The organism is Affinundibacterium flavidum (assembly GCF_014284175.1).
GTDB classification, from domain to species: domain Bacteria; phylum Pseudomonadota; class Gammaproteobacteria; order Burkholderiales; family Burkholderiaceae_D; genus Undibacterium; species Undibacterium flavidum.
On the sequence record NZ_JACOGA010000010.1, the window covers coordinates 26323 to 52863 of the forward strand.

Sequence of the window (26541 nt, forward strand, 5' to 3'; positions counted from 1 at the left end):
AGAAGGCGCTGGCGATATGATGCCACTTGATAATACCAATAGCCGAACAAGTAACCTGCGGGTCAATCGGAATATCCTGTTAATTGCAATTGTGGTTGCGATTATTTCCGTATCTGGCTTGACTTATTTTGCCGCGCTCTATTTGTACCAGCAAGCGCAGGTGCAGACGGAGGTGACGACCAGAAATCTGGCGAGGTCAATAGAGCAAAATATTTCCGAAGTGGTTGGATCAATAGATCAGGCTTTGCTTAACACTAGCGATGAGTTCGCACGCCAGCAAAGTACAGGAAAAATTAACGATCATCAGTTAAATTTGTTTATGCAGCGTCAATTGCGCCGACACGAACACCTAGCTTACATATTGGCGACCAACGAGCGAGGTGATGTAGTGTATGGATCTGACGTGTTGACGACTCGAAATAATATAGCCGATCGCGATTATTTCATTGCTTTGCGCGACAACTCGGATGCAGATGTTTTGTTAACGCGCTTATTGCTTGGACGAATTTATAAAAAATGGGTATGGATTTTTGTCCGCAGATTAAACAAGCAAGATGGCAGGTTTGCAGGAGTTGTTTTTGCTGGAATTTTTGCCGATAAATTAGGTGAGAGCTTTTCTAAATATCAACTCGATCGCGGGGACTCTATCGTATTGCGAGACGCAGATTTGGGCATCATTGCACGCCAAGTTTTTGGTCGAGATAATACCTTCTTGCCGACTGACAAGACGATTTCCGAGGCATTTCGTCAGGCATTAAAGTCATCCCCCATGGGTGCCACGTATGCGAGCGGCGCAAGCAGTATCGATGGCGTAAATCGCACGCATAGTTTTCGGCGTAACGAAAAATATGGGTTTATCGTTAATGTCGGCGTGTCGGGCGAGCACGAGTTCTTACAGTGGCGCCGCTTAGCTTTAATCGGCCTAGTATTAGTTGGATTCTTTGTGATCGCTGCGAGCGCTTTCGCATGGTTATTATTACGTTCTTGGTATGCACATGAACGTAATCTTGATGGGGTTTTGGTCAGTCAGCGCGCTTTGGCGGAAAGCGAGGAAAAATTCCATTCGTTGTTTTGCAGTATGTCGGAAGGTGTGGCATTACATCGCCTTATCCGAAACTTAGATGGTAAAGCGATTGACTATGAAATCATTGAAGTGAATCCATCATTTGTTGCTCAAACAGGCTTAAGCCGCGAATTGGTCGTTGGTAAATCGGCCAGTCAAGTATATAACTTAGAAGTTGCACCTTTCCTGGATAAATATGTTCGTGTGGCGGAAGGCGGAGAGGCAATTCAGTTTGAAGAGTGTTTTGAACAGTTGGAGAAAGATTTTCTGATCCACGTGTCCTCTCCCAAATTGGATCATTTTGCAACGGTTTTTGAAGATATTACTGAGCGCAAAAAATGGCAAAAGAGTCAGAGTGAAAACCTACAAAAATTAGAGCTTCAGTATCAGCAAATTGTGAAATTGCAGGAGCAATTAATGCTGCAAGTCTTACGCGATCCGCTCACAGGCCTGCATAATCGGCGCTTTATGGATGAGGCATTGATGAAGGAGTTAGCACGTGCAAAACGTGAGAATTATTCCTTATCTTTAATTATGCTTGATTTGGATTTCTTTAAGCGAGTCAATGATACCTATGGCCACGCTGTCGGTGATCAAGTGTTGATCACATTGTCTAAGCATCTCAGGGCACATGCACGAGAAAGTGATATTGTCTGTCGTTATGGTGGTGAAGAGTTTCTGGTCGCCATGCCACATATGACGCCAGAGCAGGCATTTAGGAAGATTGATAGTTTGCGTCAAATTATTGCGCAAACTCCAGTGATGTATGGAAGTATTCCAATATCGATTACCATCTCCGCAGGTGTAGCGAGTTTTCCAGAAAATGGTGACGATATAGATGCTTTGCTCAGGCTTGCTGATAATGCGATGTATCAATCCAAGCATGACGGGCGCAATCGCGTCTCCTTGTCTAAATAGGAATGCCGGAAACGACGTGATTTGAGCTTTGTGTAGCGTGCATTTGCTGCACACATTCTTAGGTCGGGGCGCTATTTATTCCATTTAATTGTGCGCGATAAAGACCAGAGATTAAATCTGACTGAGTCACCATACCAATCAAATGATTGTTTTCATCGACGATGGGAATGTGATGCATGCCGGCATCTGATAGGAGTGGAACTAATTCGACAATGTGCCCATCAGCAAATGCGGTAAAGACCGAAGTCGTCATGATCTGACCGACAACCTTGATATGGCCGGAAGTGGCTTCTCTTGCCCCTTGAATTAAGTGCCTCAGCTTCATCTCGTATTCGTCGTAGACATCCAGATTGGCATGCTTCATGAAGTCAATTAGCGTCAGTATTCCTATAACTTTGTGTGCATCATCAATGACAGGCAGCGCTTTTATTTTATGTTTGCGCAGCAAATTCCATGCTTCTTCCAACGATGTTTCGTAAGTGATGCTGACTGTGTCGCGCGACATAATATCGGCACAAGTTAATTGTTGAAAGTTACGGCGATAGGCATGCATCTGTGTCTGTTTGAACAGGAACTCCAGATCATCGCGACTGATGTCCAGTACTTCATTGTATTGCTTGATGACTGTGTCCAAATCCCTTGAGGCGAAACCCAGACGTCCGCCAGGCAGTAAGTCGTTTGTTTGGTGCAAATTCTTTCGTTCCGCAGGTAAGTGCGGATAATCATGACGAGTCAGATTATTAAAAATAATCGCCAAGAATAGAAGTGCTAGGGAATTAATTCCAACCGGTGAAATGATAAATAGAAATCCTTGAGCATGAATTGCCGGGCCTCCAATGACAGCCGACAGGGCAATAGCGCCACCTGGCGGATGCAGGCTACGGGTAGCAAACATGGCTGCGGTGGCAATCGCAACGGCAATCGCAGCAGCCAAAGGTGTGCTTCCGAGAAGAGTTACACTCAACACTCCCACCGCGGCTGAAATAGAATTGCCAACCAAAATCGCCCATGGTTGCGCTAATGGACTGGATGGAAGGGCAAACAAAAGAACGGCGGATGCTCCCATTGGCGCGATGAGAAAAGGTAGTTCAGTTGTGTCTCCGAGAATTTGATGACTGATCGTCGCCGTGAGCAAAATTCCCAGCAACGCGCCAACGCTGGCACGAAGGCGCTCCATCGGATTGGTGATCACGGTGCCAGGCAAAAAGCTTTTTAACCAACGCCCAAGAGTCGATTTTGACAATAAAGATTTCACACAATGCTTTCAGGAAGTAACTTGTGTTTGATAGACGCGTCCTAGTACGCTCTGCAGTTGGCTCAATTGGTCTTTGTGAAGCAGCGCAATTTGATTAAGAAGTGTTTCGCCTTTGCTGCTCAATCGCACTTCAACGCAGCGCTTGTCGCTTCTTCCGGCACTACGCAAAATTAATTCCGCTTTTTCGCAACGTGACACCAATGACACAACACCATGATGATGAGACTGTAGGCGCTCAGCTAGCTCGGCGATGGTTGCCCACTCTTTGCCGGGATAGCCTTTCACTTGCAACAATAGTAGGTATTGCAAAACAGTGATGCCGTGTCGTTGCGTAACTTCTTCGCTAAAACGTAGAAAGATTCTCAGTTGATAACGAAAGTCTGCGATTTGTTCAAAATCCTGCTTACTTAGTGCTGAGCTTAGTTGTGAGCTTGATGTCAAGGTAGGTGGCGAGGTATTCAATGTTGTTGTGCTCGGCAAGGTTTAAAAGTCATTCTTGGTAGTTGCGTTACTGTTAAGAGCGATGATACCTATCCTTCAAATGCGTAGTGCTCAACATCGGATGTGGGGTATAGAAATTTCTATTTCCTTGTCGGCGGACAATTTTAATCGCTTGATCTTGGGATTTTATATCATACGATGATATAAATTTGTGTGGAATTTCTTTCGCGGGCGAGAGTTGTTTTATTTGAACCCCCATTGAAAGTCATGCCAATTTGTTGTTTGCAGAACTGACTCTGAATTGTTTCTATGGGAGGTGCCATGAATATCTTTCATTTTGCCAAAATGCCATTCTCATTTCACGATGGATGGGATTTAGTCGTGGAGGTTCACCCATCAATAATGCGTAGCTTTTTTGCATTGGTGCTGCCGTTTTCGCTAATTGCTCCTGCAAGCTTGTTTTATGCAGGCAGCTTGCATTCGGCGGCTCTAGGTGTCGTCGTCAGCGAAGCTCGTTGGTTAGAGCTTGCCATCGTTTTTTTTGTTGCCGAGCTAATCACTGTTCCGATAATGGGAGCGATGATTAAGAGTGTTGCCGACAAAGGCGGACTGGACATGGCATTTGAGGATGCATTCTTGCTTGCTGCAATATCTGCAGTTCCAATGTGGCTTTCTAGCCTTGGTTTATTCCTCCCTGAATTGTGGATCGCTATTGGATCTGCATTTATAGGTCTCGGGCTTGCTGCTAGCGTTTTGTATCATGGTGCGTATAGCATATTGCGGTTAGAGGATAAAATTGAAGCTCAATTACTGAGTTATCAAGTGTTCTCGGTAGGTGCGATGGTGTGGTTGATACTTTGTACTTATGTGATCCTGATGGTCTTAACCTGAATTCGATGCATGACCATTTCCAATCAAATATTAATGAATAACTTGACGAAAAAATTCCCTCTGCATCCCAAGAATCCGGAGAGAATCTGTTGGGGCTGTGATCGTTATTGTCCCGCAGACTCGATGGCATGCGGCAACGGAGCAGATCGGACAGCGCACCCTGTAGAGTTATTTGGAGATGATTGGGCAGATTGGGGACAAGATTTCCTTCAGTCTGAAGCCGACGCCGAAAAACGATCATAAGGTCTGCATAGGCAAAGCCCTTAGACAAACGGTACAATACGGCCTGTTTGATTTTTGCCGCTAATATTGTGAACGCTCCCGTTTTACCCTCTCGCCGCCTATCTGTGGCACCTATGATGGATTGGTCCGATCGTCATTGCCGCTTATTTCATCGTCATATTTCTCGTCACACTTGGTTGTACACCGAGATGGTTACAACTGGTGCAATTTTGTACGGTGATGTAGCTCGTCATCTGGATTTTAATCAGGAAGAACATCCAGTTGCTTTGCAATTGGGCGGAAGTGAACCCGCAGATTTGGCGCTGGCTGCCAAACGTGGCGAAGAGTGGGGTTATGACGAGATCAATCTCAATTGTGGCTGTCCTTCAGAGCGTGTACAAAAAGGCGCATTTGGCGCTTGCCTGATGGCGGAGCCTGCACTGGTTGCCGATTGCGTCAAAGCGATGCGCGATGTCGTGGATATCGATGTCACTGTTAAACATCGCATCGGTATTAATGATGTTGATTCCTATGCATTCGTGCGCGATTTTGTCGGGCAGATTGCAGATGCTGGTTGTAAGACTTTTGTTGTGCATGCGCGTAATGCCGTCTTAAAAGGTTTGTCCCCCAAAGAGAATCGTGAAGTACCACCGCTTAAATATGATTATGCTTATCAGTTAAAGAAAGACTTTCCTGAATTGGAAGTCATCATCAATGGTGGAATTAAAACGTTGGAAGAAATTGACTTGCATTTGCAAAACGTTGATGGCGTGATGCTCGGACGTGAGGCATATCACAACCCTTACATTATGAGTAGTTTTGATGCCCGCTATTATGGCGACAATACTTCAGTGAAAACACGTGAAGAAGTAGTGAAAGCGATGCTACCTTACATAGCTCAGCAGCTAGCCAAATTTGGTGACAATGGAAAAGGTCTAAAGTTGAACAGCATCACGCGGCACATGTTGGGCTTGACCTTCGGCTTAGTTGGCGCTCGCGCATTTCGTCAGACTCTGTCGGATACAAAGAAACTTGCTTCTGGCGATCCAGAGTTGTTATTGGAGGCGTTACTTAAAGTACAGGCAGTCAATGCTGCTTAGCAATGTATCGAATTGGCTGAACTCGTAAGAAATTGTAATAAATTGGATTGAGTCGTTCAGGATTATCTATATTGAACATGTTTGTTGAGTTTGTTGTAATCCTGTCCTCAATAGGATATTAACCCGCTAAATTTTAGCGGGTTTTTTTTGCCTTAAATTTGCTTCCGTTGGTACTTGCAGAAATTGACTGTTCGGACTAGGGCCTATTGACATATATTTTAGTTAAGCGTTTCACTCAAAACGCAGGATGGCAAGGCGCATCTCGCCGCTGCGGCTGGCCGCCCCAGCAAGAGATGCAACGCTGTCCATCGTGCGTTTTGAATGAAACCCTCCGGGAATGGCTCAAATGGGCACATGGCGTTGTTGCAATCTGCTTATAGTGCTCGCACTACAGCGCAGCTTGCGCCTAGCCCTGTGCCCATTTGCGCGCATTCGCTTATCTAAAATATATGTCAACAGGCCCTAAGTCTTAAGCCTTCGTAGATTGAATTTTGAAAACATTTGCCTGAAATGACAAATCCTCGTATAATGCGAGGCTCACTTGATGGCAATGTCATTAAGTTGAATTCAGTGGTGGTCGTAGCTCAGTTGGTAGAGTCCAGGATTGTGATTCCTGTTGTCGTGGGTTCGAGCCCCATCGTCCACCCCACAGAATATGTAGTAAAAACAAAGGGTTACAAGTTTGGGCTTGTAACCCTTTTTGTTTGGTTGAAAAAATTTCTCGCTCATGTAACCGCCATGTAACCCGATTCAGGGAATACATGGCGGCTTCGGCAATTCACTTTACTTTCCCAAGTATCACCTTTATTCAAAATAGTTGATTTCATTAAATCGAAATTAAAATATATAAATCTTCTCGTGTGGTCTGAAGGGTTTGCTATTATTTGTAGCTAATATTTTCTTCAAGTCAATTCATCGCTACTGACACATGGCTCACACACAAATTTCAAACACCCAAGCTATTTGCGACGCCGCAGAACTGATATCTGACGCTGATGCACTAGTCATTACTTCTGGGGGCTGGAATAGGAATCGACTCTGGACTGCCGGATTTCCGTGGTGAAAACGGTTTTTGGAGGGCATATCCAGCACTTGGAAGGCTCGGTATCAACTTCATTGAGATTGCAAATCCTAAAGCATTTCAAGTACACCCAACACTAGCTTGGGGATTTTATGGGCATCGTTTAAATCTTTATCGCGACACAATACCGCACACAGGCTTTCAAACTCTTTTAGAACTTGCGCAACAAATGCCGTTTGGTGCACGTGTATTTACAAGCAATGTCGATGGACAATTTCAAAAGGCAGGATTTGCACAGCATCATGTAACGGAATGCCACGGCTCAATTCACGCCTTGCAATGTTTTGATCAATGCGGGCAGGAACCATGGTCTGCTGCCGATTTCCGACCAAGTATTGATGAAGAAAGTTCGTTGCTAATATCTGAATTGCCTTGTTGCCCGGCTTGTGGTGGACTAGCGCGACCTAATATTCTGATGTTCGGTGACTGGAATTTTGAAGGGCGTAAGTATGAGCAATCTGAATCTAGTCTTAAGACTTGGTTGGCGCGTACTTCTCGACCTGTCGTCATTGAACTTGGTGCTGGCACTGCAATCCCAAGTGCGCGTCATTTTGGAGAGGAATTGGGGTGTCCTCTGATTCGTGTCAATCCCACCGAGAGTGATGTAGGGTTACATCGGGACATCTCTATTCCGTTGGGCGCAAAAGATGCGCTTCAAGCAATCTCAAGCACACTAAGGTTTGGTAGTTGATTATGAGGGTGTAGCTAGCAATCAAAATTCTAATCTCAAATCTCAAAGTCGCAAAGCTTATGAAAAAACGTACCTTTATCTGCTGGCAACGCACCAAGTCCAATCAGGATAAAACTGATTTTGCTACTATGCGTAACTTCTTGGAGCCTCCCCCATATATTTGTGTTGCTTGGAAGCCTATCAACAAGATGGATAGTAAATCCAACCGGAAATTACGCTTTAAATGGTTGTGTAGCATCTTCTATTTCCTGAGAAGCCGCTTAAAAAAGTAATTAGCCAGCCTTCGGCATTTCGTTCAAAGTCGTGTTAATTTAAATATGAGTAAATCAGTTTTACCTATTGGTGTGCTCCTGCAGTTTGCCAACATGTAGACGTCGATTGAGAGTTTTTTTGTGGCGGATTATGTTGAGTGTGGGGCTAGGTTGAAGGAGTTTTTTTGGGGATTGTATGCGTGCAAATTTACTTGCTTCAAATTCGGGCGATAAAAAAGCCAATGTTTTCAACGAGACAACGGAAACCCTTCTCGACACACTCAAATCGTGTAAAGGAAAAATATGTATACGTCGCAGCAAGCAGTGATGGCGTTGCTAGATGAATTGGGTGCACAGGACTTTGCAACCATCGTACTCGAATGCAAAATTCAGGCAACAGACTCTCCAGATGAAAATGCGATTCGCAGGTTGTTAGCCAATCTATTGGATGAGGGTGTGTTGTTCAGTGATGGGGTGGTTTTTTCTAGTCATTCCGATGAAATAGCTCACGGCAATCTCGTACATTGCGTTGATTTTTTGAAAAAAGCATTCGAATAGGAGGAATCGTGCCAGGCAACAGTGAGCGAAGCAGGCAAGTTGGAAACACAGACGAAGTCAATGATAGGATAAAGGCGTGCTGTCAAAAGCTGGTATTCCGGTGAAACAACTTTAGGTAATGCAATTTCAGTTTGTGCGAGTAATACAGACAAAACTAAATTGAACTTACTATCCCTATTCATTGTTTGTATGTAACAAAATAATTGTTAAAATTGGTGGTGTTTGTGATATTTTACTCAATTTCTTGCTGTTTTATGATGCATCGGATATTAACGGTGCCGCGCTGTCAACGTTCTCAGATTTGATTAATCAACCTGAAAAGAATCAATATGCCTAAAGACAATCAAGTGGACTCTTCCCGGTTCATTCCTGTCGGGATAATTAGAACAAAGGAACAGATTGACATTCAAACCAATAGGCGCAAAGTTCTTCTGATTGAAGCGAATGCAGGGGCGGCAAAAACCACAACTCTCGCGTTGCGAGTTGGGGAGGCATTGGCAAATGGGATGGCTCCCGAATGCATTTTAATCTTAGTGTTCACTGAGACTGCGCGAGATGTGATGTTCAGGCGTTTGATCGAAATTGGCGTGCACCACACGATTGTCAAGCAACTTAAAATTCAGACCTTTGAAGATTTCTCTCGAGATCGCTTGGCGTTAATCGAAGATAAGGGGGTGGCGTCATATCCGAACATACGGCAACAATTCCCGCCCATGCTGGCTGCAGTAGATAAGGCGTACGTCAAATACAGTGAATCAGTTGAAAACCTTCAGTTCAGTACTAATGGGCTGGCATTAACCCAGTATTTGGATGCGCAACTTAAGCTCAAGGCTAATATGGTGTTGTGCGAAGAATTTTCGATCGATGACCTATCCACGGTTTTCGAGCGTTACGGTGTAACTGAGGCGGAATTCCTTGTCGCTGTAGAGTACGAACGAATCAGACTGGGGCTCCGCAATCAGCCCAATTTTCGCGGGTCTTTTGATTCGACTTACGATCTGGCAAGAGATATCAATCGAGACCCAGATCGCTTTTCGGAATTCTCCGACTACCGCCTTGTGATTTGTGATGAGCTTCATGATCTTAACGAGGCGGCATTTCGAATAGTGTGCGCGCTGATTGACCGACCGCGATGCTTTTTTGTAGGTGCTGGTGATTGCGACCAAGTCATCCATGCGACCTTAGGTGCTCGCCACGAATACTTGAGTACCCGATTCAAAGAACGCTTTATAGAAACACAACGACTTCCCCTCACAATCACGCACAGGTACGGGTCGCACTTAGCATTTTGTATGCAGGCTTTCAAGGGGAAGCCGGTTGAATCCAATGTTGCCGACAAACTTGAAATTAAGGTAGAAACTTATACTGGCGGGTTGGAGGAGGGGGCGAAGTGCGTTGTCGAATCAATTAAGAAGTGGGAACGTAATGGCTCAGGTGTAGATGCTTGCGCAGTATTGATTCGGGATCGCCACCATTCGGTCGTGATAGAAAATGCTCTTCGTGCGGGGGGTATTGGATATCGCACACCCCCTATGGGCTCATACTTGCAGCGTGAAGAGATACTCTTTCTCAGGGGTATTATGGCTATAGCACTTCGTGATTTTGGGGCTGTGAAAAGCAAAGAGGTTAAGGAAAGTATTGTGGAAGCGCTTGATCTCTATGGCAACCTTCGGATTCCTCCAGATGAGTTGCAGGCGGTTAAAGTTGGTATGGCGAAGCATTCGCAACTGCACTGGTTTTATGAAAAATATATCCAGAGCAAGGACGAAACCAAGGCACCTACCGTTCTGGATTCGACGATTCGCTTTGTTATTGACGCTTCACCTGACGCTTTGGCAGTTGATATCCTTCGTAAGGTTTGTGATCGAATGCACCTCAAAAGGATCGCGGAGAAATTATATGTTCGACAGTATGATGCTAGTGTGGTCATTAGGTCGATTGAGGGATTTCTTTCGATAGCCGGTGAGCAAACCTTGTCGCAATTTTGGAGCGACCTAAGTGCGGCCGAGCAGTTTGCAATTAAGTATCGTGATAAGGATGTTTTGACCTTGGACTGCGTTGCAAATTCCAAAGGTAAGGAATTTGACCATGTCATCCTCCCGTTCGTTGAGGTTGGGGAATATCCTAGCCCCATGTTCCCGTTAAAGGACGAAGAAAACCTTTTTTATGTTGGCGCCACTCGAGCGAAACTTCGACTCACTCTGGTGACTCCTTTAGACGGTGAAAAAAGGAGTACCTTTATTAAACGAATGAATATTACAGGTACGAATGCGGCTGCAAATATAGCACAGACACGCAACGAAAATATTTTTAGAGTCACACCGGCGTCGCGCCACTACCTACGGTCGAGTTATTCTGATAAGGATCGTTTGAAAGCACTGGGTGCTCGTTGGGATCAGACAAGGAAAAAGTGGTATGTACCAATTGGAATGGATTTGGAAGCGTTTGCGGAGTGGATGTAGTCAAGTCTGTTCGTATCAAATTGATCGCATTACACGGATATTCAAATCTTGACTTTTACGTTTATTGCCGATTTGACCCAACGTAGTGTTCTCAATAGACACCAGTATTGCCAAGTTTGATCCAAACGCCTTCTCAAATTAAAATTAAGCGACCCATAGAAAAACATATTGATAATCTCGCCCATATTTCCGAAAGACCGAAAGAATATGAAAATTTCTCTATTCCAGTTAGCGCCGCTGCGCTGGCCACTAGGCTTTACTGTCAGATCAATGGAGGCAATGCTGTCAACTATGTTTATCGTTACAGTCGCTTTGAATGGCTGAATAAGCTGATTCACTTTATCGATAATCGTTGCGACTAACCATAGTGCCTTTGGCGGTCATAAACGATGGCTGTCAAATCTTCCACGCTCTATCGCCGTGCAGCGAGGCAAACTATTACTAAGTTCAAAGTTCGCACGTGAAGGTTCGCGCAAAGTTCTTTCAGCGAACCTTCAACTTTCAATGATAAAAGCTCTACCGCTAGACAGTCGTCAAACTTTATTCGTTCATCAATCTAAAATCATCTCAAACTGTAGCGCATCGGAACTCCATCTAGTCTTTCTAGATATTGCATCGATTCTAGGTGAAACCAAAATCCAAGGGAGCCTTCCCATTCACCGTTGCGTTGCTTGTCGCATTTGAGTATCGCTGTTGGATCGTTGCTCTTTGCTCGTTCCGCTTTTTTGTTGCGCCAGACGATAAATGCGTTATCAACTTGGTCGGTGATTGCGCCAGCGCCTTTAATATCAAATTTGTTTGGTGCTTTGTCTTCGCTTTCGCCTTTTCTGACATGATGCACCAAGTGAACATGTACTTGCCTTGCTTGAGCAAAGGCGCATAGTTCATTGACGAAATCTTTTTGGGCATTGTAATCATCGTCACCTTTGACGCACTTCATCAAGCTATCAACAACAAACTGAGTGATGCCGAAATGTTGCTCAGCGTAGCGCATTACTGCCATCACTTGCTGCCATTTAATCGCACCATTATGGTCGTATATCCATAACTTTTCATCTGACCATTTATGAAAAACCGTTAGAAATTCTTTTGGAGGTACGTCACCTGCATAGGCTTGACGACTCATCCTTTGCATTTGGCGAGCGGGTTTCATTTCAAATGAAAGAATAAGCAGCTTTTCACCCTGGATCATCAAATCCAAAGCCACTTGTGACAACATCATGGATTTGCCGTGACCGTTAATGCCTGCCCATAGTGATACTTCGCCACGTCGAAAAGCAATTTTTCCGTTAGCTTTGTCCCATAGTGGCCTTGGCGGAAGCGTTGCGTTAGGTGCTGGGTAGAATGCTGAAATTGTCTCTTCAAGAAATTCAACAGCAGAACGTACTTTGTGACTTTCTGGCTCAGTTTGATATGCATTAAAGTCGATGGTATCCCTGATTAGTTGCATATAACATCTCCTAATGCGAATGCTTTATTTTGAAATGGTAGCCACGGCATTGGATCTACTAGCCAATTCCATTGTGCTTGAGGTCTCTCAATGCTTTCCAGCGTTGGTATTACGAATATGTCATAGCCTTTCTGGTTGGCGCTATCCCAAAGGTACAGCCATCCCGGCATGGCTTTGGCAGCGTCAATGATGTGCTTTGCTTGATAGGTTTCAGGCGTTGTCCAAAAGCATGCGGCTAGCCCCCTAAGCCAACTCCAGTCGTACTGAATTGATGGTTTGATTTGAACCACAGGGTTTGCTTCATTGGGTAAATCTCCCACCATAGATAAGAGAATTAAATCGGCGGGCTTTTTGCCTTGTTTTCTTGCTGCTAGAATTGGTGTAGCACCAGAAGGAATTATTCCCATGATTGGACCTCGCTGGCATTGCTTTCTAGTTCGCCTGCATACTGTGCGAAATTGGTAGCGTTGAATAAGGTCTTTGGACGTAAGTAAGCAGACATTTTTTCGTCATGTGCCCATGTCTTTATTTTTGTGTCAATGACAGCCTTACATTGATCTACTGTGAAGCCTTCTTTTAATCGAGCTTCAATCAAGGAGAGATTAGCTTTTACAGCTTGGTAGTTTTTACCAGTTTGCTCGTTAAGATGATTTAACACCGACGTGGCGTTAGGCTTGCCTGACAATTTAACTTCCTTTCCTTTCCTTTCCTTTCAATTCCGTAGTCGATTGCTCGACAGCCTCTTGCTGAATAATCGACGAGTGTTCGACGAATCCTCGTTGAATAGTCGTTGATTGCTCGTCGAGTAGTGGGATTCTTTCGGGTGTTTCTTTTATCTTTGGTTCTGGAAACTTGTAGGTTGGTCGATCAATTCTTTGGTGGTTATGCCAGCCTGTAACCTGCCAGTAGCGTTTGTCAGCTACTTCGTATTCATACAATAAACCGCTTGTAATTAATTCCTGAACCGCGTTTTGTAGTTCACTTCCGGAAATTGCATCCGAGGGAAATATTTCCATCTTTATGCGCTTGAAAGATGCAGGGTGTATGCCGTTGTCGTCACAGAATGACCACAGGCCAATAAATAGCAAGCGAGTTGTCGGTGAGCATTCGGCGACTTGTTCAGAAGTCCAAAATTCAGGTTTGATTGTTCGGATTCTAGCCATGTTAAACCCCGCATTCTCTCGCTATGCGAGTCATGGCCGCATCGCGTTGTTCAGGCTTTGCATCAGGGTGCTGCTGATCCCATTGTTTTTTACGTTCTTCATACACTACGTATGGGTTACGATTGGGTTTGCCGAGCTGATACTTTGCAATATTTTCGTCACACTTTTTGGCTTGGGCATCGATGTAGCTACGAGAGAATATTTTTTTACTACTTGGTATTGAAGCTTTTGCGTTAGCCATACGTAATGTATTGCGACGTAGTTTGGCTACTATCTCTAGCGCTTTTGAACAATTAGTAACTACGTTTGATGTCTGACTAACGCTTGATCTTGAAAATACAGAGTGAACGATACGCAGGTTCCGTGACTTTGCGCTTCCCACGTCTATTTGTGGCTTTCTCTTTGAGGTAGGCTGCCCACGGTTGGCTTTATTCAGTTCTACTATCAGATTAAGTTGGACACTTCTCATCTCACCCCCAAATTGCAAAATATGGTGATCAATGTCAGTGCATAACTGATGAATGTAAGCGTATGTAAGTTGGGTGCAAGACGCACGAGGAATAGTGTGTAATATTTTTTCATTACACGCTCCCGTTCAAGAGTGCTGCAATGTCAGCAACAGGCCACATAAGTCTATTGCCTAGTTTGAGTGGGCGAATACCTAAGTAGTGTCCAGTCAAGCAGTAACTTTTGCGGATTGTTTGTGCTGCACGGCTAAATACTCGGGCAAATTCAAATGTTTGGATGTGGTCGCGGCCTGCTGCGATTTGTTTAAGTTCTAAAGTATGTTGATGTGCCATTTTTCGTATCCTGTTTAAGGTTTTCGCCTCTGTCGAATAACAGTTCAGCGAGTGGAATACGAATGATCTAATTTGCACTATCCTACTACGCAACCCTCCCACTATCCCCTATTTTGTAGGAGGGTTGCATTGGCTATTTTCTGTCGATTATTTGTCCTTTCGCCCTTAATATGTCCCAAGCAGTTTTGAATGTGCTATCGGTAAATAGTTGTTTGCTTTTTAGTGCTTCGGCGCAAATTTCCGCTTTTATCCCAGATTTGCCAGGTTGCGGTTTAGGTAATGATGTTGGGTTGTGTCCTTTCGATTCGATCAACCTGATAATTTCGGACTGTCGCAAAATCAATTTAGAAACGTACTTTGGCGTACCGTCTTTTGAGATCGACTCAATGCCTTCTGTTTCTTTGATTGAGGTAAAACTCATTAAAGCATTTCTAAATCCACCGACTGGACAAAATTTATTCATTTCCCCCCATCGCAGCCAATCCCTCGAACTTAGATTGTTTATTTGTTTTGCCTCTGCCATCTTGATAAATTCCATGATATTTACAGTCAAGTCCTCTGGGGTGCTTTTCCTTTCCACACGAATTGGACATACTCCGAAAAACAAATATGCTGCATCCTCACGTGTCCAAGCTGGCATAGTGAACCAATATTCCCATTTGATCGGTTTAATTTCACTCCATGCATCTTCCCAAGTTAGTGCATCATTTAGCCACTTCTCTGGCAAACTATCATTTTGATTTATTGCTGGGTTGGTAGATGGATCTTCTAGATACTGAAGTATGGCAAACTTTGTGGGGAAATCTGTGATACTAGACAAGATGTGCTCCTTATGAGTTTCATTTGGCTGCATTGACTTGCAATGAAGCGTGTGGAGCCATTATGTAGGGGACTTTGAAAAAACTTAGAATTTATGTGCTACAGCATTCAAATTGTTGATGTTAATTATGCGATTTCTATATTTGTGCAGATTTTCTCGAATCAGTTTCTTTATCGTGGCTTCAATATTCTCTGCTTGCTATGCTTGTTTGAATACATTTATCAATATTAGAGAAAGGCACTCAATCACAAACAAAGAGTTCTTCATTTCTTATTAGGGCGCTATTTGCTTCTTAGCGATGGCTGCGCGTACATGTATCTCAGGCTCTACCTGTACGACAAATCTTCCCGAGTACGTTTTTGCGGTTTTCTGCTTAGCTTCTTGCAGGTGTCGAGATAATCCTCCACCGATTCAATAAAGTTGGTTTGTAGCTGGTTAACAGACTTTCCATGAAAACCAATCACATCATCGATACCTGCAAGTCTGCCAATCAATAGTGCGTCATCGTCTGAGTATTGAATTTTGGCTGTATAGCCTTTATGCGTCATGTTGTGCATGTTATTTTCATTGTTTGACCGTGATTTAGTGTTTGCGCAGTTCTTCACGAATCGTTTTTTTTATCGTGGCCTCAATGCTCTCTGCCTGTAATGCTTGTTTTAGAGCGTCGTTTATCAAAGTTTGATAACCACGCTCGCCTGCCATCGCTTTAAAATGTTCAATGATGGCGCTGTCCAAATAGATATTGACGCGCTGTTTGTTGGATAAAATCACGCCATTGGTGGCACGCTTGCGCAAGACAAGCTTACCGCTTTTGATGTCTGATTGCGTAATCGGTGCGTCATCATCAAAGGTTTTCGAAGTAGATTTTTTGTTCATTTTTTTCTGCCTTTCGCATGGAAATAATGCGTATATTGGTATCTGATTCTGTCGTCACGATAACGACTACTGAACCCCTTAACATTCCCATCGTGATAAAGCGTGGTTCATCATAATTAAAGCGCTTGTCTTCAAATGTGACGGTTTGTTCGCTCTCTATAACTTGTCTCGCATCATCAAAATCAAGACCATGTTTTTCAAGGTTGCTTGCTTTTTTTGATCGGTCGTAGTTGTATCGCATAAGGTTTATTATATGTATATTTATGTGTATGTCAAAGGGTATTTACACCACGACTCGCAAACCTGCTTGTGTTGGCGTGAACTTAATTTGCGCTTGCTCTAATATCCAAGTCTCTAGCTTGATGTGCCACATCCTCAGCAAGTCTATAGGACGGTCGCGGTAGTGTTTTTCAGCGGTGGCGCTTGGTTTGTGTCCCATGATTTGAGCGACGATGCCAGCGGGGGTTTCTGTCCATTCTGCAAGTGAACCAAATGAACGGCGCAAGCCATGTAAGGTGATGTCCGGTAGTCCAGCGGCTATTAATGCTTTTTTGTGAGCAGGTGAAGGTTCCACAAGTTGTCCATTCTTGGCGGCGGGTGAACTAAAGACCCATTCATTTCGGCGGGGCAGGGCGGCTAAGAGCTGCGAAACAAACGGGGTAAGTGGAATTGTTCGTTCGCCTTCTACTTTGTCGCGTATGGTTAATGTGTTCCACTGAAAATCAATGTCTTCCCACTCTAGTGCTCCAAGTTCACGACGACGCGCACCAGTAAGTAAAAGGGATTGCAAATAGGCAGCTTGAACAGGGTTTGCGATTTGTTGAACGGCTTTAAACCACATCGGCAATTGTTCACGTTGTAGGCTGTCTCCTGATTTAGAGTTCTTGGCGGGTAGTTCGTTTTTGACTTTATCGGCCTTGCACGCGCCATCAGGTACTAACCCTTTATATTCATCGTGCGAATTACACCAATTGATAAACACCGATAACAGGCGAAACGCTAGGGCGGTGCGTGTTGGTCTGGTGATGGTTTCTTTTGCCAGCCATGCCGCTATACGTGCCCCTGTAAGGTCGGTAAGGCGAACATCTAGTAATGGAGCAAGTACACCAGCCTCCGTTAAGCCTTTCCCCCTTACTTTTTTTGCACCGCCAAGACTTACAACATTTTCATGGTCGCGTATGTGCCACTCACTCCAGCCAACTTTTCCACCTTTGCGTTTGGCGTTCCGTTTTGCTGCGATATAAATAGGCCAAGCCATGCCAAGAGTGACAGAATCGCGTACTAATTGGCGTTCGGCTTCAATTCTCTTAGTTTCTGCGGCTTCAATGGCGGCTTGTCGTGCTTGTTCTTCGTCTTTGGCGACTTGGCGCGGGTCTATGCCTTTGTCGGTATCTGCCTTGAGGTCGGTCGCAATCTTTTGTGCGGCCGCAATGGTGTAGGTAGAGACATCGCCAATCGTCATTCGAATGGTCTTGTTATTTAGGCTAGTTTCGAAAATATAAGATTTCGCTCCAGCGGTTGTTACACGCAAACCCAAACCCGATACTTTGCCATCCCAAAATATACTTTGCTTCTTGCCTTCGGCACATTTAAAGCCAGCAACACGGCCAGCGGTGAAATTTTCCCATTTCATAACTTTTATTCTCCGTGTAGGGGCTGTGTAGGATTTTTAATTATATATGAATCAATCTTCATCAACACAGATATGCGCGTGAAAAATATTAAGTCATTGATTTTTATATGATTGTGTGTTTTTGTGAATATTAATCAACGGCAATAAATGCCATTTATTCAGGATTGTGATTCCTGTTGTCGTGGGTTCGAGCCCCATCGTCCACCCCACTCAATTTCAGTAAAAAAGCCCGCTTCTGCGGGCTTTTTTATTTTCTATATTTTCTGCATCACCGTTATTTTTTGTACATGAGCCGTCAAGAATATATCGCTGGCAGTGAATTTTTACTCTCCCTACAATAAAAAAAGAAAATACCGAATTGATAAGCAAGATACGCTTTCTCTGAATTACGTTGAATGGATAGTTCAGTTTGCTTTTGAATTCTATTTTCATATTTAGAAAACCATAGGGAGACGACAATGAACAAAAGCAAAAAAATGGGTGCCATAGCTTTGATGGCGATGGCAATGCTTGGATGTGGTGGGCAGACAGACGCGCAAAAAATGAGCGCTAGTGACAACATGGCACCACCAGCCACAACCTATAACGCAACAGTTAATTTGGCTGGTAATGCCTTTATTACTAGTGCGGCGCCTGGTGCGGGAGAAATCATCAATGACAGTGGTTTGGCGAATTGGACAAGTTCATCGACGATCACTAGCATGTATTTTCGATTGGCGCAAACAGGGCAATTGAAGCTAGGACTGGTTGCGCGTTTGTCTGGCTCAACCGCAAGCACGGTGAAAGTAAGTATTAATGGCACCGCTTACAATGTGAATTTAAGCGGTTCTAGCTCTAAGACTTATGATGTCGGAACCATCAACATCACCGCGCCAGGCTATGTGAAGGTGGACCTGCAGGGTGTCAGTAAAAACGGTGGATATTTCGGTGATGTATCTGCAGTAAAAATCGCAGGAACAGCAGCGACAAGCGGTATGAATTTCGCCGATGATGCTGCGAATTATTATTGGTCACGCCGTGGACCATCAGTTAATTTTGGCTACAGCACGCCGGCGAATACCGAGTATTTCTATAACGAGATGACAGTGCCAACAGGTGAAGATAAGATTGGCTCTTATTTCATGGCAAATGGCTTTTCGCAGGGCTATATGGGTATACAAGTGAAGTCCACGACTGAGCGCTGGATATTGTTTTCAGTTTGGGATGCTGATAATGGCGGCAAAACGACTTTGGTGAGAAAAGGTGCAGGTGTCGTTGATAATAGTTTTGGTGGTGAAGGAACTGGCGGACAAAGCTACCTGGTGTACAACTGGTTAGCTGGGAATACCTACAAATTCATTACTCGCGCTATTCCCGATGGTGCTGGTAGCACCTTATATTCCGCTTGGTTTTATGCTCCAGAGACTGCAACTTGGCGCTTTATCGCGACATGGAAACGTCCTAGTACAACGACTTATTTGACAGGCAATCATTCCTTCCTTGAAAATTTTATTGATACGAATGGCTACTTGGGGCGCAAGGTCTTGGTTGGAAATCAGTGGGCGCGCAACACTTCTGGTGTGTGGAGTGAAGTCACACAAGGCCAATTCAATGGTGATGCAACGGCGGCAAACAAGCAACGTATGGACTTTGCTGGTGGCTTGGAAAATGGCAAATTCTATATGCGAAATGGTGGATTCTTCGCAAATTATGTTGCATTGGGGCAGACGTTTAATCGTCCTGCAACGGGGATTGCGCCAAGCGTAAATGTCACCACATTGCCGTAAGTTCCAGCGAACGAATAAGCGGTCTATTCGTTCGCTCTTATGTCATACACGCGTCATACTGAAATACTAAAATATCGATATCTGCTGTACATGCAACCGATATGTATGACGGCAGGCAGGTGTGCATTGTCAGGCTTGTTCCGGGCAGCACACCGATGTCTTGTACGCACACCTTCGAATACGCATTTCGAATTAACTTCCTGATCTTTTCTCTATATTTTATTGTCTTGCGGTAATAAATTGGCTGCGATATAGTGATTTTTTCGTTTTGGAAGATGACTATGCGTACTAATTTTTCGTCGATGCTTTTTATTGTTTGCTTGCCTTTCTTAGCGCAAGCGCAAGACAATTTACCTTCACAACATCCTTTGCAGGGGAAAATTGTCAACGCGCACAATGGTTTTGTGACTGAGCAGCGAGCTTTTGATTTAGTGCGTCAACATAGATATGTTTTTGTCGGCGAGAAGCACGATAATCCGGAACATCATCAACTCGAACAACGCTTAATACAAGAACGATTCAAAACCGAAAAGCAAACGTCGCAAGGGCGTGTCGTGTTTGAAATGTTGGATAGCAGTCACGATAGTGGGATTGCCAAACTTCGACCTAGCGATACTTTGGAACAAATGAAAGCGACACTTAATTGGCCAGCAAAAGGTGGTTGGGATTGGAACGCTTATTCATTGTCATTTCAAGAAGCATTAAAAAATTCCGCCTTGGCAGCAGGGAATATTGACCGACCATTTATCACTAGCGTATATAAAAATGGCGAGAAGAATTTTGTTGATGTTCCCAGATTTTCTAGCGCGTTGAATCCACCAGAGACGCTGAAAAACTATTTGCTTGATCAAATATTTGCCTCGCATTGCGGGATGCAAAGCCGGGAAACTTTGACGCCCATGTTACACATACAATTAGCGAAAGACGCGAGTATGGCTTCGGCAATGTCGGAGACGCCAGCGGCGATGTTAATCGCGGGGGGCGAACATGTGCGAGCTGAAACTGGGGCTCCTTGGCATTTACGGAAAAAAATACCGGATGCTGAAATGATGGTAATTCAAATTGTGGAAGTGCAGGCTGGTAATGTTGACGTCGCTAGCTATATTAAGAAAGCTGGCACAGCAGATCTATATTGGTTCACAGGAGCTACAGAGGCGAAAGATTATTGTGCTGGTGTGAAGGGGAAGGCAGCGCAGTAATTTATGTTGTTTCGAAGTAGAATTTAAAACAAAAAATGGCGTGCAATTTAATTTGCACGCCATTTTTTTGAATCAAACTGAGCAAGTAAATTAGCCCAGTTAATCAAATTAATTTAGCTAAGTTGACTAACTAAGTTGATTAACTAAGTTGATTAACTGAATAGATTAATTCACGCGACGCTCGAAAGTCATTTGTTCGATTTCTACGCGGCGATTTGGTTCTAAACATTTAATCAAATCTGCGCGTTTTTTGTTGGTGCAAGTAACGACTGGATTCGCTTCACCTTTGCCTACCGCATTTAAGCGGTTCGCAGCGATGCCGCTATTGATCAAATAGTCACGTACAGCATTTGCGCGTTTTTCAGATAATTTCAAATTGTACTTATCTGAACCTAAACGATCGGTGAAACCTGAAATCACGACATTTGAAACATTTGGAGTCTCTTTCAATGCTTGTGAGATCTGATCCAGTTTTGGTTGATAGCTAGCCAATACCGCACTGTCAAATGCAAACAACTCAGTCGATGACAAAGTATATTTTTCAAATTTCGGTGCAGGTGCTGGTGGCGGTGGTGGAAGCTCTTTTTTGACTTCGACGATAGGTTCTGGTTTTGGTTCTTCTTTAATTACGACTGGTGCAGGTTTTGCAACTTTGTCGAAAAAGTAGTTCAGGCCAACTGAGGCGTAAGTTGTATAAGCACGTTTGAAATTGAATTCATGGCCACTGAGGTAAGCCATATTACGACGTACATCTGCTTGCAGACTTAATTGCTCAGTCAATTGAGCTTGCAAACCTATACCGGCTCCTAGGAATGGAGAAGTTTTGGATTTGTCAGAAGAGCCTTTTGAAAATTTGTCTTGTTGACCACCTGCACTGAATAACAAGAATGGATGAACCGCTTCACGTGATTGCATGTACAAAGCGTCAACGCTTAACAAATTTTGCTTATATGTTGTACCGGCTTCTTTGGTGCGCGCGGTGATGCCGCCTAATTGTATATCCCAGCTCGGATTGATTGCTTTACCAAAACGCAGGCCTAAGCCTTGACCATCTTTCGTTAGTCCAAAACGATTATCAGTATTCGTGTAGTTAATACTTGGCGCAACATACCAAGAAGGATTGAGATCGAGATTTTGTGCCATTACCTGCGCGCTGCTCGCTGTGCCGATAAGTGCCAATGCTAGAGCGATTTTTTTCATAGAATTCCTCATGAATAGTTGGAAAAAGGGTCGGAAATTTGAACAGGCGAATTGTATCTGGAATAAGCAAAACTGAAGGTCAAAAATTGTTACAGCTTCGACAATGATGTGCCGACTCTTATGTATGTTCTCGCTCAAAATTTGTTATGCTGCGGCACGCATACATTTAGTCACTATAGACGATTAATTTCTTTATGAACCAAAGTTTCTCTTTAATGTGGGGTTGGACAACCACACCGTTGGAATTAATTTCATTCCTGTTATCGATTATCACAGTCGCCTTAAATATTCGGCGAATTCATTGGGCTTGGTTGTTTTCAATTTTGTCTTCTGCTTTATATGGCGTAGTATTTTTTGATGCCAAACTTTATGGCGATAGCGGCCTGCAAGTAGTGTTTGTTTTAGTTTCCATTTGGGGGTGGTCACAATGGTTGCGCCATGGTGACGATGTTCAGACATTTCAGATTTCGCGCTTACAGTCTTTAGAAAAAATAATCTCTGTAGTCGGTTGCGGCGTGATGTTTGTTGTCCTGTATTTCTTCTTGAAATTAGCGACCGACACCGATGTTCCTTTGGCTGACGGTTTTCTCACTGCCGGTAGTTTGTTAGGGCAAATTCTTTTGTCGAGAAAGAAATTGGAAAACTGGTACGTGTGGATAATTGTCGATGTTTTATATGTGGCACTTTATGTGTATAAGAGCCTGATGTTGACCGCTGTGTTGTACGCTATTTTTGTGGTGATGGCGATCATTGGCGCACGCACCTGGAGAGCTTTATGTCCAAAGTGATGTCCGAAAAAAACGTGCAAAAAATAGTGATCTTGGGAGCGGAATCATCTGGTAAATCGCAATTGGCAGAAGCTTTGGCACGACATTATCAAACGGTATGGGTGCCAGAGTATTTGCGAGAATTTGTGGAGGCTAAGCAGCGTGTGCCATTAGAAGAGGAGCAATTGCATATCGCGCTGACGCAGCTTGAGCGTGAGCGTGTCTTATTGCCAGGTGCGAACAATTGGCTGTTCTGTGACACTTCTCCAATGATGATTGCGCTCTATAGCCGATATTATTTCAAGCAAATTCCTGCAAAGTTGGAAGATTTAGAGCTGCTGCATGATTATGATTTCACTATCGTAACTGCACCTGATATCCCTTGGATCGCAGATGGTCTGCAAAGAGAATCACCAGCGGTCCGGCAACAAATACATGCACAATTAGTCGAGACTTTAGATGAGCGCGACATTCCATTTTTGCTGGTAGAAGGTGGTTTGGACGAGCGCCTTCGACAAGTCATTTTTACTTTAGATTTTTTGAGTTGAGCTGAGTTGAGTCAAGCTGAGCTGCGTTGATCTCAGTGTAGTTTGCGATTGATCCTTCTATTGTCGTAATAGCGTAAATAGAAGGATCAATGCAGTAAAGAGTTCGCTGAAATCTACTTGTATCAGCTATTTTCCAGCAAGCTCTTTAATTGCTCGAGGCGAGATGGATGACGCAGTTTTTTCATTGCTTTCGCTTCGATCTGACGAATCCGCTCACGTGTCACGTCGAATTGATTGCCGACTTCTTCCAAAGTATGATCGCTTGCCATTTCCAAGCCAAAACGCATGCGCAAAACTTTCGCTTCACGTGGGCTTAAAGCATCTAAAATTTCTTTCAGTTTGCCTTGCACGGAAGCTTGCATTGCGGCCTGCATAGGAGACAGCGTGATGTTGTCTTCGATGAAGTCACCCAATTGAGAATCGCCATCGTCACCGATAGGCACATCAAGTGATACAGGTTCTTTGGCGATCTTTAAAATTTCACGGACTTTGATTTCTGGTAAGTCCATTTTCTCCGCTATCAAAGCCGGGTCGGGCTCAGTACCATTTTGTTGCAAGCATTGACGCTTAATCCGATTGAGTTTGTTGATAGTTTCTATCATGTGCACAGGCACCCGGATCGTACGTGCCTGATCCGCGATCGCGCGGGAAATCGCTTGGCGTATCCACCATGTTGCGTAAGTCGAAAACTTGTAACCACGACGATACTCAAACTTATCGACTGCCTTAAGCAAACCAATATTGCCTTCCTGAATTAAGTCCAGGAACTGCATGCCGCGATTAATGTATTTCTTCGCGATGGAAATCACCAAACGCAGATTGGCCTCGGTCATTGCCGCTTTCGCATCGCGCGTACGTTTTTCCGCCGAGATCATTTTTTTATGAATCGCACGTAAATCTGTCAGCGGAACTTTGGCGGTTTGCTCAAGTACAATGAGACGGCCTTGTAGTTCGCGCGCTGCGTGAATGTGACGTTTAAGTACGGCGCCATAGGCTTCACGCGATTCCATTTCTTGCTCTAACCAATCGCGATTGGTTGCATTTTTCATGAAATGATTAATGAAGTAGGCGCGTGGCATACCACAACGATCTACCAATAATTCCAGCATGCGTTTTTCAGTCTGGCGTAATTCTGTCATTTGCTTACGCAAAATGTCGCACCATTTTTCTGTTGTCTTAACGCTGAAACGGATGCTTTCCATTTCTTTGGCGACGTTTTCTTGTGCGTCTTGATAGCTTGGCGATTGATACGCATTTTTCTCAATTTGCGCAAACATGTCGTCAAAACTTGTTTTGATCGCCGCGAATTTCTCTAAGGCTGTGGCCTTCATTTGCGCTAGTTGTTCTGCGCTTAAGGTGTTGCTGCTTTCTGCTGCTCCACCTTCGTCATCGTCGTCCTCATCTTCATCATCTTCTGCATTCGCCAAAATGGCTGGCGCAGGAATATCTAAGCTGTCAGGAACGTGGAAACCGTCGATGATGTCATCAATAATGACGTCATCTGATTTCACTTTTTCAGCGGTGATCAAAACCTCTTGAATGACAGATGGACAAGCTGAAATTGCTTGCAGCATATCTTTTAAGCCAGACTCGATACGTTTGGCGATTTCAATTTCGCCGCTGCGCGTCAATAATTCTGCGCCACCCATTTCACGCATATACATACGGACAGGATCGGTGGTGCGACCAAAGTCGGAATCGACGGTAGACAATGCGACCGCTGCAGTGGCTTCAGCATCGTCGTCACTGACGGATGTTGCGACATTGTCAGACAATAGTAACATCGTTGCGTCTGGGGCTTGATCGTAAACGGCAATACCGACGTCATTGAGGGTGCTGATGATGCCCTGAATCATTTCTGGATCATCGACATTTTCAGGCAAATGATCGTTGATTTCTGCGTGGGTTAAATAGCTACGATCTTTACCGAGTTGAATCAACTTAGTTAAGCGCTGGCGGTATTCTTCTAATTGTTCTTTGCTGGCGGTGCTGGTGCTGACCTTGCCAGACTTAACGCGCGCTGCACGTTTTAATTCTGCTGATTCCAGGGCATTAAATGCGTGAATCTCTTCATTATAAATTTGAGGAGAAGAGGGCTTGCGACCACGACGCGCCGCTTCTTTTACCGTCGGGAATGCATACGCGGAAGTATCAACTTCAGCACTGCTAGTCGTTGTGACTGTGCTGACGATCGGTGCTTTTGCGATGCGTGCTTTGGCGACAGTTTTTTCTTGCGCTGGCAACTCTGTATTCGTTATGTTCGCTGTGCTTGCTACTGCGGGCGCAGGAACCAAGTCAGTCACTTCGCTTACATCCGAGTCGACTAGTTTTGCGATGATTTTCTTTTTCTTGACTTTGATGACCGGCGCTGGGCCTGTTGGCACATTCGATAACATATTGTCGTATTCGTTACCAATGTCGATAGACGATTCAATCTCAGTTGGTGTGCTTGGTTCAGATGTGGCGAGGGCGGCTGAACTAATCTCTGTCACTGTGTCATTTTGATTGATGTCAGCGACCGCATTACTACCTACGCTTTCCACGTTAGACTCTGGGTTATCTATAGCTTTGACTTCAGTATTGTCAGTGCTGGTATTTTCAGTGTCAGTACTTTCCGTGTTGCTGACCACCGCCAAGCGCGAACGTCGTTTTGTGACGACAGTGACGGATTGAACTTGCGTCTTGATAACCTCACCGGAGTCTAATTCTGGTGACTCAGTCAGTACCGGCATAGCAAAAGTCCGCGTTTCTGCCAGAACTGCAGGAGCCTTGGATTTTGAAATGGAGAGAGGTTTGCCTAATTTGAGTGTCTTGGAAGCTGGAGCGACAGTCGTAGTGCTATTGTGCGATTCGGATGGTGTTAAGCTGTTTTTCATGTAACAAATCAAGTGCGACAACAAATGCCAATCAAATTTGGATGGCAACAACAAAAGCAAAAGTATGAAACCTGGCAAGTACAGTGTTCGAATCGAGTAACAATCTTTGAATAAACTTCAAAGTATTTCAAAGCTCAATAGACACTCACTGATCAATTAAATAAAAAACCCGCGATTGCGGGCGAGAGTATTAAATTGATTTTTTTTTGCGTATTTTTATGCGAGGTCGGGATTATCCACGGCTTACCTGTTCTTGACAAGTATTACCGACATTTTGTTTGAAGAGTTTCGTCTAATTTTTACTCAGCTTTTGTAGAAACATTGGGAAAAACGCAAGGAACAATAATTTTCTTATAAATTCTCTGCGATTTTCTGTGCGATCTTGTGAACTCAATTCGTCTATATTGTATTTGCGTAGGCGATTCAAAATGAAATCATAGAGGAAATGCATGAGCCTTGTTACAATACGTGTTTTGCATGTGTCGTCGTAACTTCTATCGCGCAACAATC

General features: G+C 44.1%; 26 protein-coding genes and 2 tRNA genes. 13 read left to right on the top strand and 15 right to left on the bottom strand.

The window, feature by feature from the left end:
* The first annotated feature begins 16 nt into the window (after window positions 1–16).
* Entirely contained in the window at window positions 17–1981 is a 1965-nt protein-coding gene (locus tag H8K55_RS11645) for a diguanylate cyclase (RefSeq protein WP_186942251.1), read from the top strand.
* Window positions 1982–2039: 58 nt separating this feature from the next.
* Here H8K55_RS11645 and H8K55_RS11650 read toward each other — a convergent pair whose 3' ends face one another.
* Together H8K55_RS11650 and H8K55_RS11655 are read right to left on the bottom strand one after the other, a co-directional pair.
* Complete coding sequence (locus H8K55_RS11650; protein ID WP_329605028.1) at window positions 2040–3236, bottom strand: HPP family protein; 1197 nt, start codon at window positions 3234–3236, stop codon at window positions 2040–2042.
* A gap of 9 nt (window positions 3237–3245) precedes the next feature.
* On the bottom strand, window positions 3246–3677 hold the full coding sequence (locus H8K55_RS11655; RefSeq protein ID WP_186942412.1) for a MarR family winged helix-turn-helix transcriptional regulator: 432 nt from the start codon (window positions 3675–3677) through the stop codon (window positions 3246–3248).
* A 321-nt stretch (window positions 3678–3998) separates the two neighbouring features.
* Between H8K55_RS11655 and H8K55_RS11660 the strand changes: the two genes are divergently transcribed.
* From H8K55_RS11660 to H8K55_RS11690, 7 genes are all read left to right on the top strand, one after another.
* Entirely contained in the window at window positions 3999–4568 is a 570-nt protein-coding gene (locus tag H8K55_RS11660) for a YIP1 family protein (RefSeq protein WP_186942252.1), read from the top strand.
* 42 nt (window positions 4569–4610) lie between these two features.
* Complete coding sequence (locus H8K55_RS11665) at window positions 4611–4811, top strand: DUF3079 domain-containing protein (RefSeq protein ID WP_186942413.1); 201 nt, start codon at window positions 4611–4613, stop codon at window positions 4809–4811.
* A gap of 68 nt (window positions 4812–4879) precedes the next feature.
* Window positions 4880–5890 carry a tRNA dihydrouridine(20/20a) synthase DusA gene (dusA, locus tag H8K55_RS11670; protein WP_329605029.1) on the top strand — a complete coding sequence of 337 codons (1011 nt, stop codon included), beginning with the start codon at window positions 4880–4882 and terminating at the stop codon, window positions 5888–5890.
* A gap of 573 nt (window positions 5891–6463) precedes the next feature.
* Window positions 6464–6539, top strand: a tRNA-His gene (locus H8K55_RS11675).
* 394 nt (window positions 6540–6933) lie between these two features.
* On the top strand, window positions 6934–7662 hold the full coding sequence (locus H8K55_RS11680; protein ID WP_230408592.1) for an SIR2 family NAD-dependent protein deacylase: 729 nt from the start codon (window positions 6934–6936) through the stop codon (window positions 7660–7662).
* Between the two features lie 554 nt (window positions 7663–8216).
* Complete coding sequence (locus tag H8K55_RS11685) at window positions 8217–8471, top strand: hypothetical protein (RefSeq protein WP_186942254.1); 255 nt, start codon at window positions 8217–8219, stop codon at window positions 8469–8471.
* A 329-nt stretch (window positions 8472–8800) separates the two neighbouring features.
* On the top strand, window positions 8801–10933 hold the full coding sequence (locus H8K55_RS11690) for an ATP-dependent helicase (protein ID WP_186942255.1): 2133 nt from the start codon (window positions 8801–8803) through the stop codon (window positions 10931–10933).
* 562 nt (window positions 10934–11495) lie between these two features.
* Here the strand turns inward: H8K55_RS11690 and H8K55_RS11695 are convergent.
* The 11 genes from H8K55_RS11695 to H8K55_RS11745 all read right to left on the bottom strand — a co-directional run bounded on the left by H8K55_RS11695 (window position 11496) and on the right by H8K55_RS11745 (window position 17675).
* Window positions 11496–12383 (bottom strand): AAA family ATPase, encoded by an 888-nt coding sequence (locus H8K55_RS11695; protein ID WP_186942256.1) that lies wholly within the window; start codon window positions 12381–12383, stop codon window positions 11496–11498.
* Window positions 12374–12790: a hypothetical protein gene (locus H8K55_RS11700; RefSeq protein WP_186942257.1), complete on the bottom strand. Its 417-nt coding sequence runs from the start codon at window positions 12788–12790 to the stop codon at window positions 12374–12376. Before H8K55_RS11700 ends, H8K55_RS11695 begins: the two co-directional genes overlap by 10 nt.
* Complete coding sequence (locus H8K55_RS11705) at window positions 12781–13068, bottom strand: conserved phage C-terminal domain-containing protein (RefSeq protein ID WP_186942258.1); 288 nt, start codon at window positions 13066–13068, stop codon at window positions 12781–12783. The genes H8K55_RS11700 and H8K55_RS11705 overlap by 10 nt, the downstream gene beginning before the upstream one ends.
* A 1-nt stretch (window position 13069) precedes the next feature.
* Window positions 13070–13546 carry a hypothetical protein gene (locus H8K55_RS11710; protein WP_186942259.1) on the bottom strand — a complete coding sequence of 159 codons (477 nt, stop codon included), beginning with the start codon at window positions 13544–13546 and terminating at the stop codon, window positions 13070–13072.
* A 1-nt stretch (window position 13547) separates the two neighbouring features.
* On the bottom strand, window positions 13548–13787 hold the full coding sequence (locus H8K55_RS11715) for a hypothetical protein (protein ID WP_186942260.1): 240 nt from the start codon (window positions 13785–13787) through the stop codon (window positions 13548–13550).
* Window positions 13788–14127: 340 nt separating this feature from the next.
* Window positions 14128–14346, bottom strand: coding sequence for a hypothetical protein (locus H8K55_RS11720; protein ID WP_186942261.1), 219 nt, complete (start codon window positions 14344–14346; stop codon window positions 14128–14130).
* A 133-nt stretch (window positions 14347–14479) separates the two neighbouring features.
* The gene (locus tag H8K55_RS11725; protein WP_186942262.1) at window positions 14480–15166 is read right to left on the bottom strand and encodes a hypothetical protein; all 687 of its coding nucleotides are present in this window, start codon (window positions 15164–15166) and stop codon (window positions 14480–14482) included.
* 273 nt (window positions 15167–15439) lie between these two features.
* Window positions 15440–15577 carry a toxin-antitoxin system HicB family antitoxin gene (locus H8K55_RS21850; RefSeq protein ID WP_329605034.1) on the bottom strand — a complete coding sequence of 46 codons (138 nt, stop codon included), beginning with the start codon at window positions 15575–15577 and terminating at the stop codon, window positions 15440–15442.
* 171 nt (window positions 15578–15748) lie between these two features.
* Entirely contained in the window at window positions 15749–16042 is a 294-nt protein-coding gene (locus tag H8K55_RS11735; RefSeq protein ID WP_186942263.1) for a BrnA antitoxin family protein, read from the bottom strand.
* A complete protein-coding gene (locus tag H8K55_RS11740) occupies window positions 16011–16283 on the bottom strand; it encodes a BrnT family toxin (protein ID WP_186942264.1) in 273 nt (90 codons plus the stop codon). The genes H8K55_RS11735 and H8K55_RS11740 overlap by 32 nt, the downstream gene beginning before the upstream one ends.
* A gap of 42 nt (window positions 16284–16325) precedes the next feature.
* Window positions 16326–17675, bottom strand: a complete 1350-nt coding sequence (locus tag H8K55_RS11745) for a tyrosine-type recombinase/integrase (protein WP_186942265.1) — start codon at window positions 17673–17675, stop codon at window positions 16326–16328.
* A 123-nt stretch (window positions 17676–17798) separates the two neighbouring features.
* Between H8K55_RS11745 and H8K55_RS11750 the strand changes: the two genes are divergently transcribed.
* The 3 genes from H8K55_RS11750 (at window position 17799) to H8K55_RS11760 (ending at window position 20640) form a co-directional block, all read left to right on the top strand.
* Window positions 17799–17884 (top strand) — tRNA-His (locus tag H8K55_RS11750).
* A gap of 249 nt (window positions 17885–18133) precedes the next feature.
* Window positions 18134–19441 carry a DUF3472 domain-containing protein gene (locus tag H8K55_RS11755; RefSeq protein WP_230408582.1) on the top strand — a complete coding sequence of 436 codons (1308 nt, stop codon included), beginning with the start codon at window positions 18134–18136 and terminating at the stop codon, window positions 19439–19441.
* Between the two features lie 281 nt (window positions 19442–19722).
* Entirely contained in the window at window positions 19723–20640 is a 918-nt protein-coding gene (locus H8K55_RS11760) for a ChaN family lipoprotein (RefSeq protein ID WP_186942266.1), read from the top strand.
* A gap of 165 nt (window positions 20641–20805) precedes the next feature.
* On the opposite strand, the gene H8K55_RS11765 is transcribed toward H8K55_RS11760, so the two are convergent.
* Window positions 20806–21840 carry an OmpA family protein gene (locus H8K55_RS11765; RefSeq protein ID WP_230408583.1) on the bottom strand — a complete coding sequence of 345 codons (1035 nt, stop codon included), beginning with the start codon at window positions 21838–21840 and terminating at the stop codon, window positions 20806–20808.
* Between the two features lie 194 nt (window positions 21841–22034).
* Between H8K55_RS11765 and pnuC the strand changes: the two genes are divergently transcribed.
* The gene (pnuC, locus tag H8K55_RS11770; protein WP_186942268.1) at window positions 22035–22628 is read left to right on the top strand and encodes a nicotinamide riboside transporter PnuC; all 594 of its coding nucleotides are present in this window, start codon (window positions 22035–22037) and stop codon (window positions 22626–22628) included.
* Entirely contained in the window at window positions 22616–23155 is a 540-nt protein-coding gene (locus H8K55_RS11775; RefSeq protein ID WP_230408584.1) for an AAA family ATPase, read from the top strand. Before pnuC ends, H8K55_RS11775 begins: the two co-directional genes overlap by 13 nt.
* A gap of 122 nt (window positions 23156–23277) precedes the next feature.
* On the opposite strand, the gene rpoD is transcribed toward H8K55_RS11775, so the two are convergent.
* Window positions 23278–25458 (bottom strand): RNA polymerase sigma factor RpoD, encoded by a 2181-nt coding sequence (gene rpoD / locus H8K55_RS11780; RefSeq protein ID WP_408057973.1) that lies wholly within the window; start codon window positions 25456–25458, stop codon window positions 23278–23280.
* Window positions 25459–26541 lie beyond the last annotated feature (1083 nt).

What these genes read in the sequence shown, in the direction of transcription:
- H8K55_RS11760 (WP_186942266.1), top strand. Translation starts at nt 19,723, where the DNA reads ATGCGTACTAATTTTTCGTCGATGCTTTTTATTGTTTGCTTGCCTTTC.
- H8K55_RS11700 (WP_186942257.1), bottom strand. Translation starts at nt 12,790, where the DNA reads ATGGGAATAATTCCTTCTGGTGCTACACCAATTCTAGCAGCAAGAAAA.
- pnuC (WP_186942268.1), top strand. Translation starts at nt 22,035, where the DNA reads ATGAACCAAAGTTTCTCTTTAATGTGGGGTTGGACAACCACACCGTTG.
- H8K55_RS11715 (WP_186942260.1), bottom strand. Translation starts at nt 13,787, where the DNA reads ATGGCTAACGCAAAAGCTTCAATACCAAGTAGTAAAAAAATATTCTCT.
- H8K55_RS11765 (WP_230408583.1), bottom strand. Translation starts at nt 21,840, where the DNA reads ATGAAAAAAATCGCTCTAGCATTGGCACTTATCGGCACAGCGAGCAGC.
- H8K55_RS11685 (WP_186942254.1), top strand. Translation starts at nt 8,217, where the DNA reads ATGTATACGTCGCAGCAAGCAGTGATGGCGTTGCTAGATGAATTGGGT.
- H8K55_RS11745 (WP_186942265.1), bottom strand. Translation starts at nt 17,675, where the DNA reads ATGAAATGGGAAAATTTCACCGCTGGCCGTGTTGCTGGCTTTAAATGT.
- H8K55_RS11710 (WP_186942259.1), bottom strand. Translation starts at nt 13,546, where the DNA reads ATGGCTAGAATCCGAACAATCAAACCTGAATTTTGGACTTCTGAACAA.
- H8K55_RS11755 (WP_230408582.1), top strand. Translation starts at nt 18,134, where the DNA reads ATGAACAAAAGCAAAAAAATGGGTGCCATAGCTTTGATGGCGATGGCA.
- H8K55_RS11775 (WP_230408584.1), top strand. Translation starts at nt 22,616, where the DNA reads ATGTCCAAAGTGATGTCCGAAAAAAACGTGCAAAAAATAGTGATCTTG.
- H8K55_RS11695 (WP_186942256.1), bottom strand. Translation starts at nt 12,383, where the DNA reads ATGCAACTAATCAGGGATACCATCGACTTTAATGCATATCAAACTGAG.
- H8K55_RS11740 (WP_186942264.1), bottom strand. Translation starts at nt 16,283, where the DNA reads ATGCGATACAACTACGACCGATCAAAAAAAGCAAGCAACCTTGAAAAA.
- H8K55_RS11735 (WP_186942263.1), bottom strand. Translation starts at nt 16,042, where the DNA reads ATGAACAAAAAATCTACTTCGAAAACCTTTGATGATGACGCACCGATT.
- H8K55_RS11660 (WP_186942252.1), top strand. Translation starts at nt 3,999, where the DNA reads ATGAATATCTTTCATTTTGCCAAAATGCCATTCTCATTTCACGATGGA.
- H8K55_RS11690 (WP_186942255.1), top strand. Translation starts at nt 8,801, where the DNA reads ATGCCTAAAGACAATCAAGTGGACTCTTCCCGGTTCATTCCTGTCGGG.
- H8K55_RS11720 (WP_186942261.1), bottom strand. Translation starts at nt 14,346, where the DNA reads ATGGCACATCAACATACTTTAGAACTTAAACAAATCGCAGCAGGCCGC.
- H8K55_RS11645 (WP_186942251.1), top strand. Translation starts at nt 17, where the DNA reads ATGATGCCACTTGATAATACCAATAGCCGAACAAGTAACCTGCGGGTC.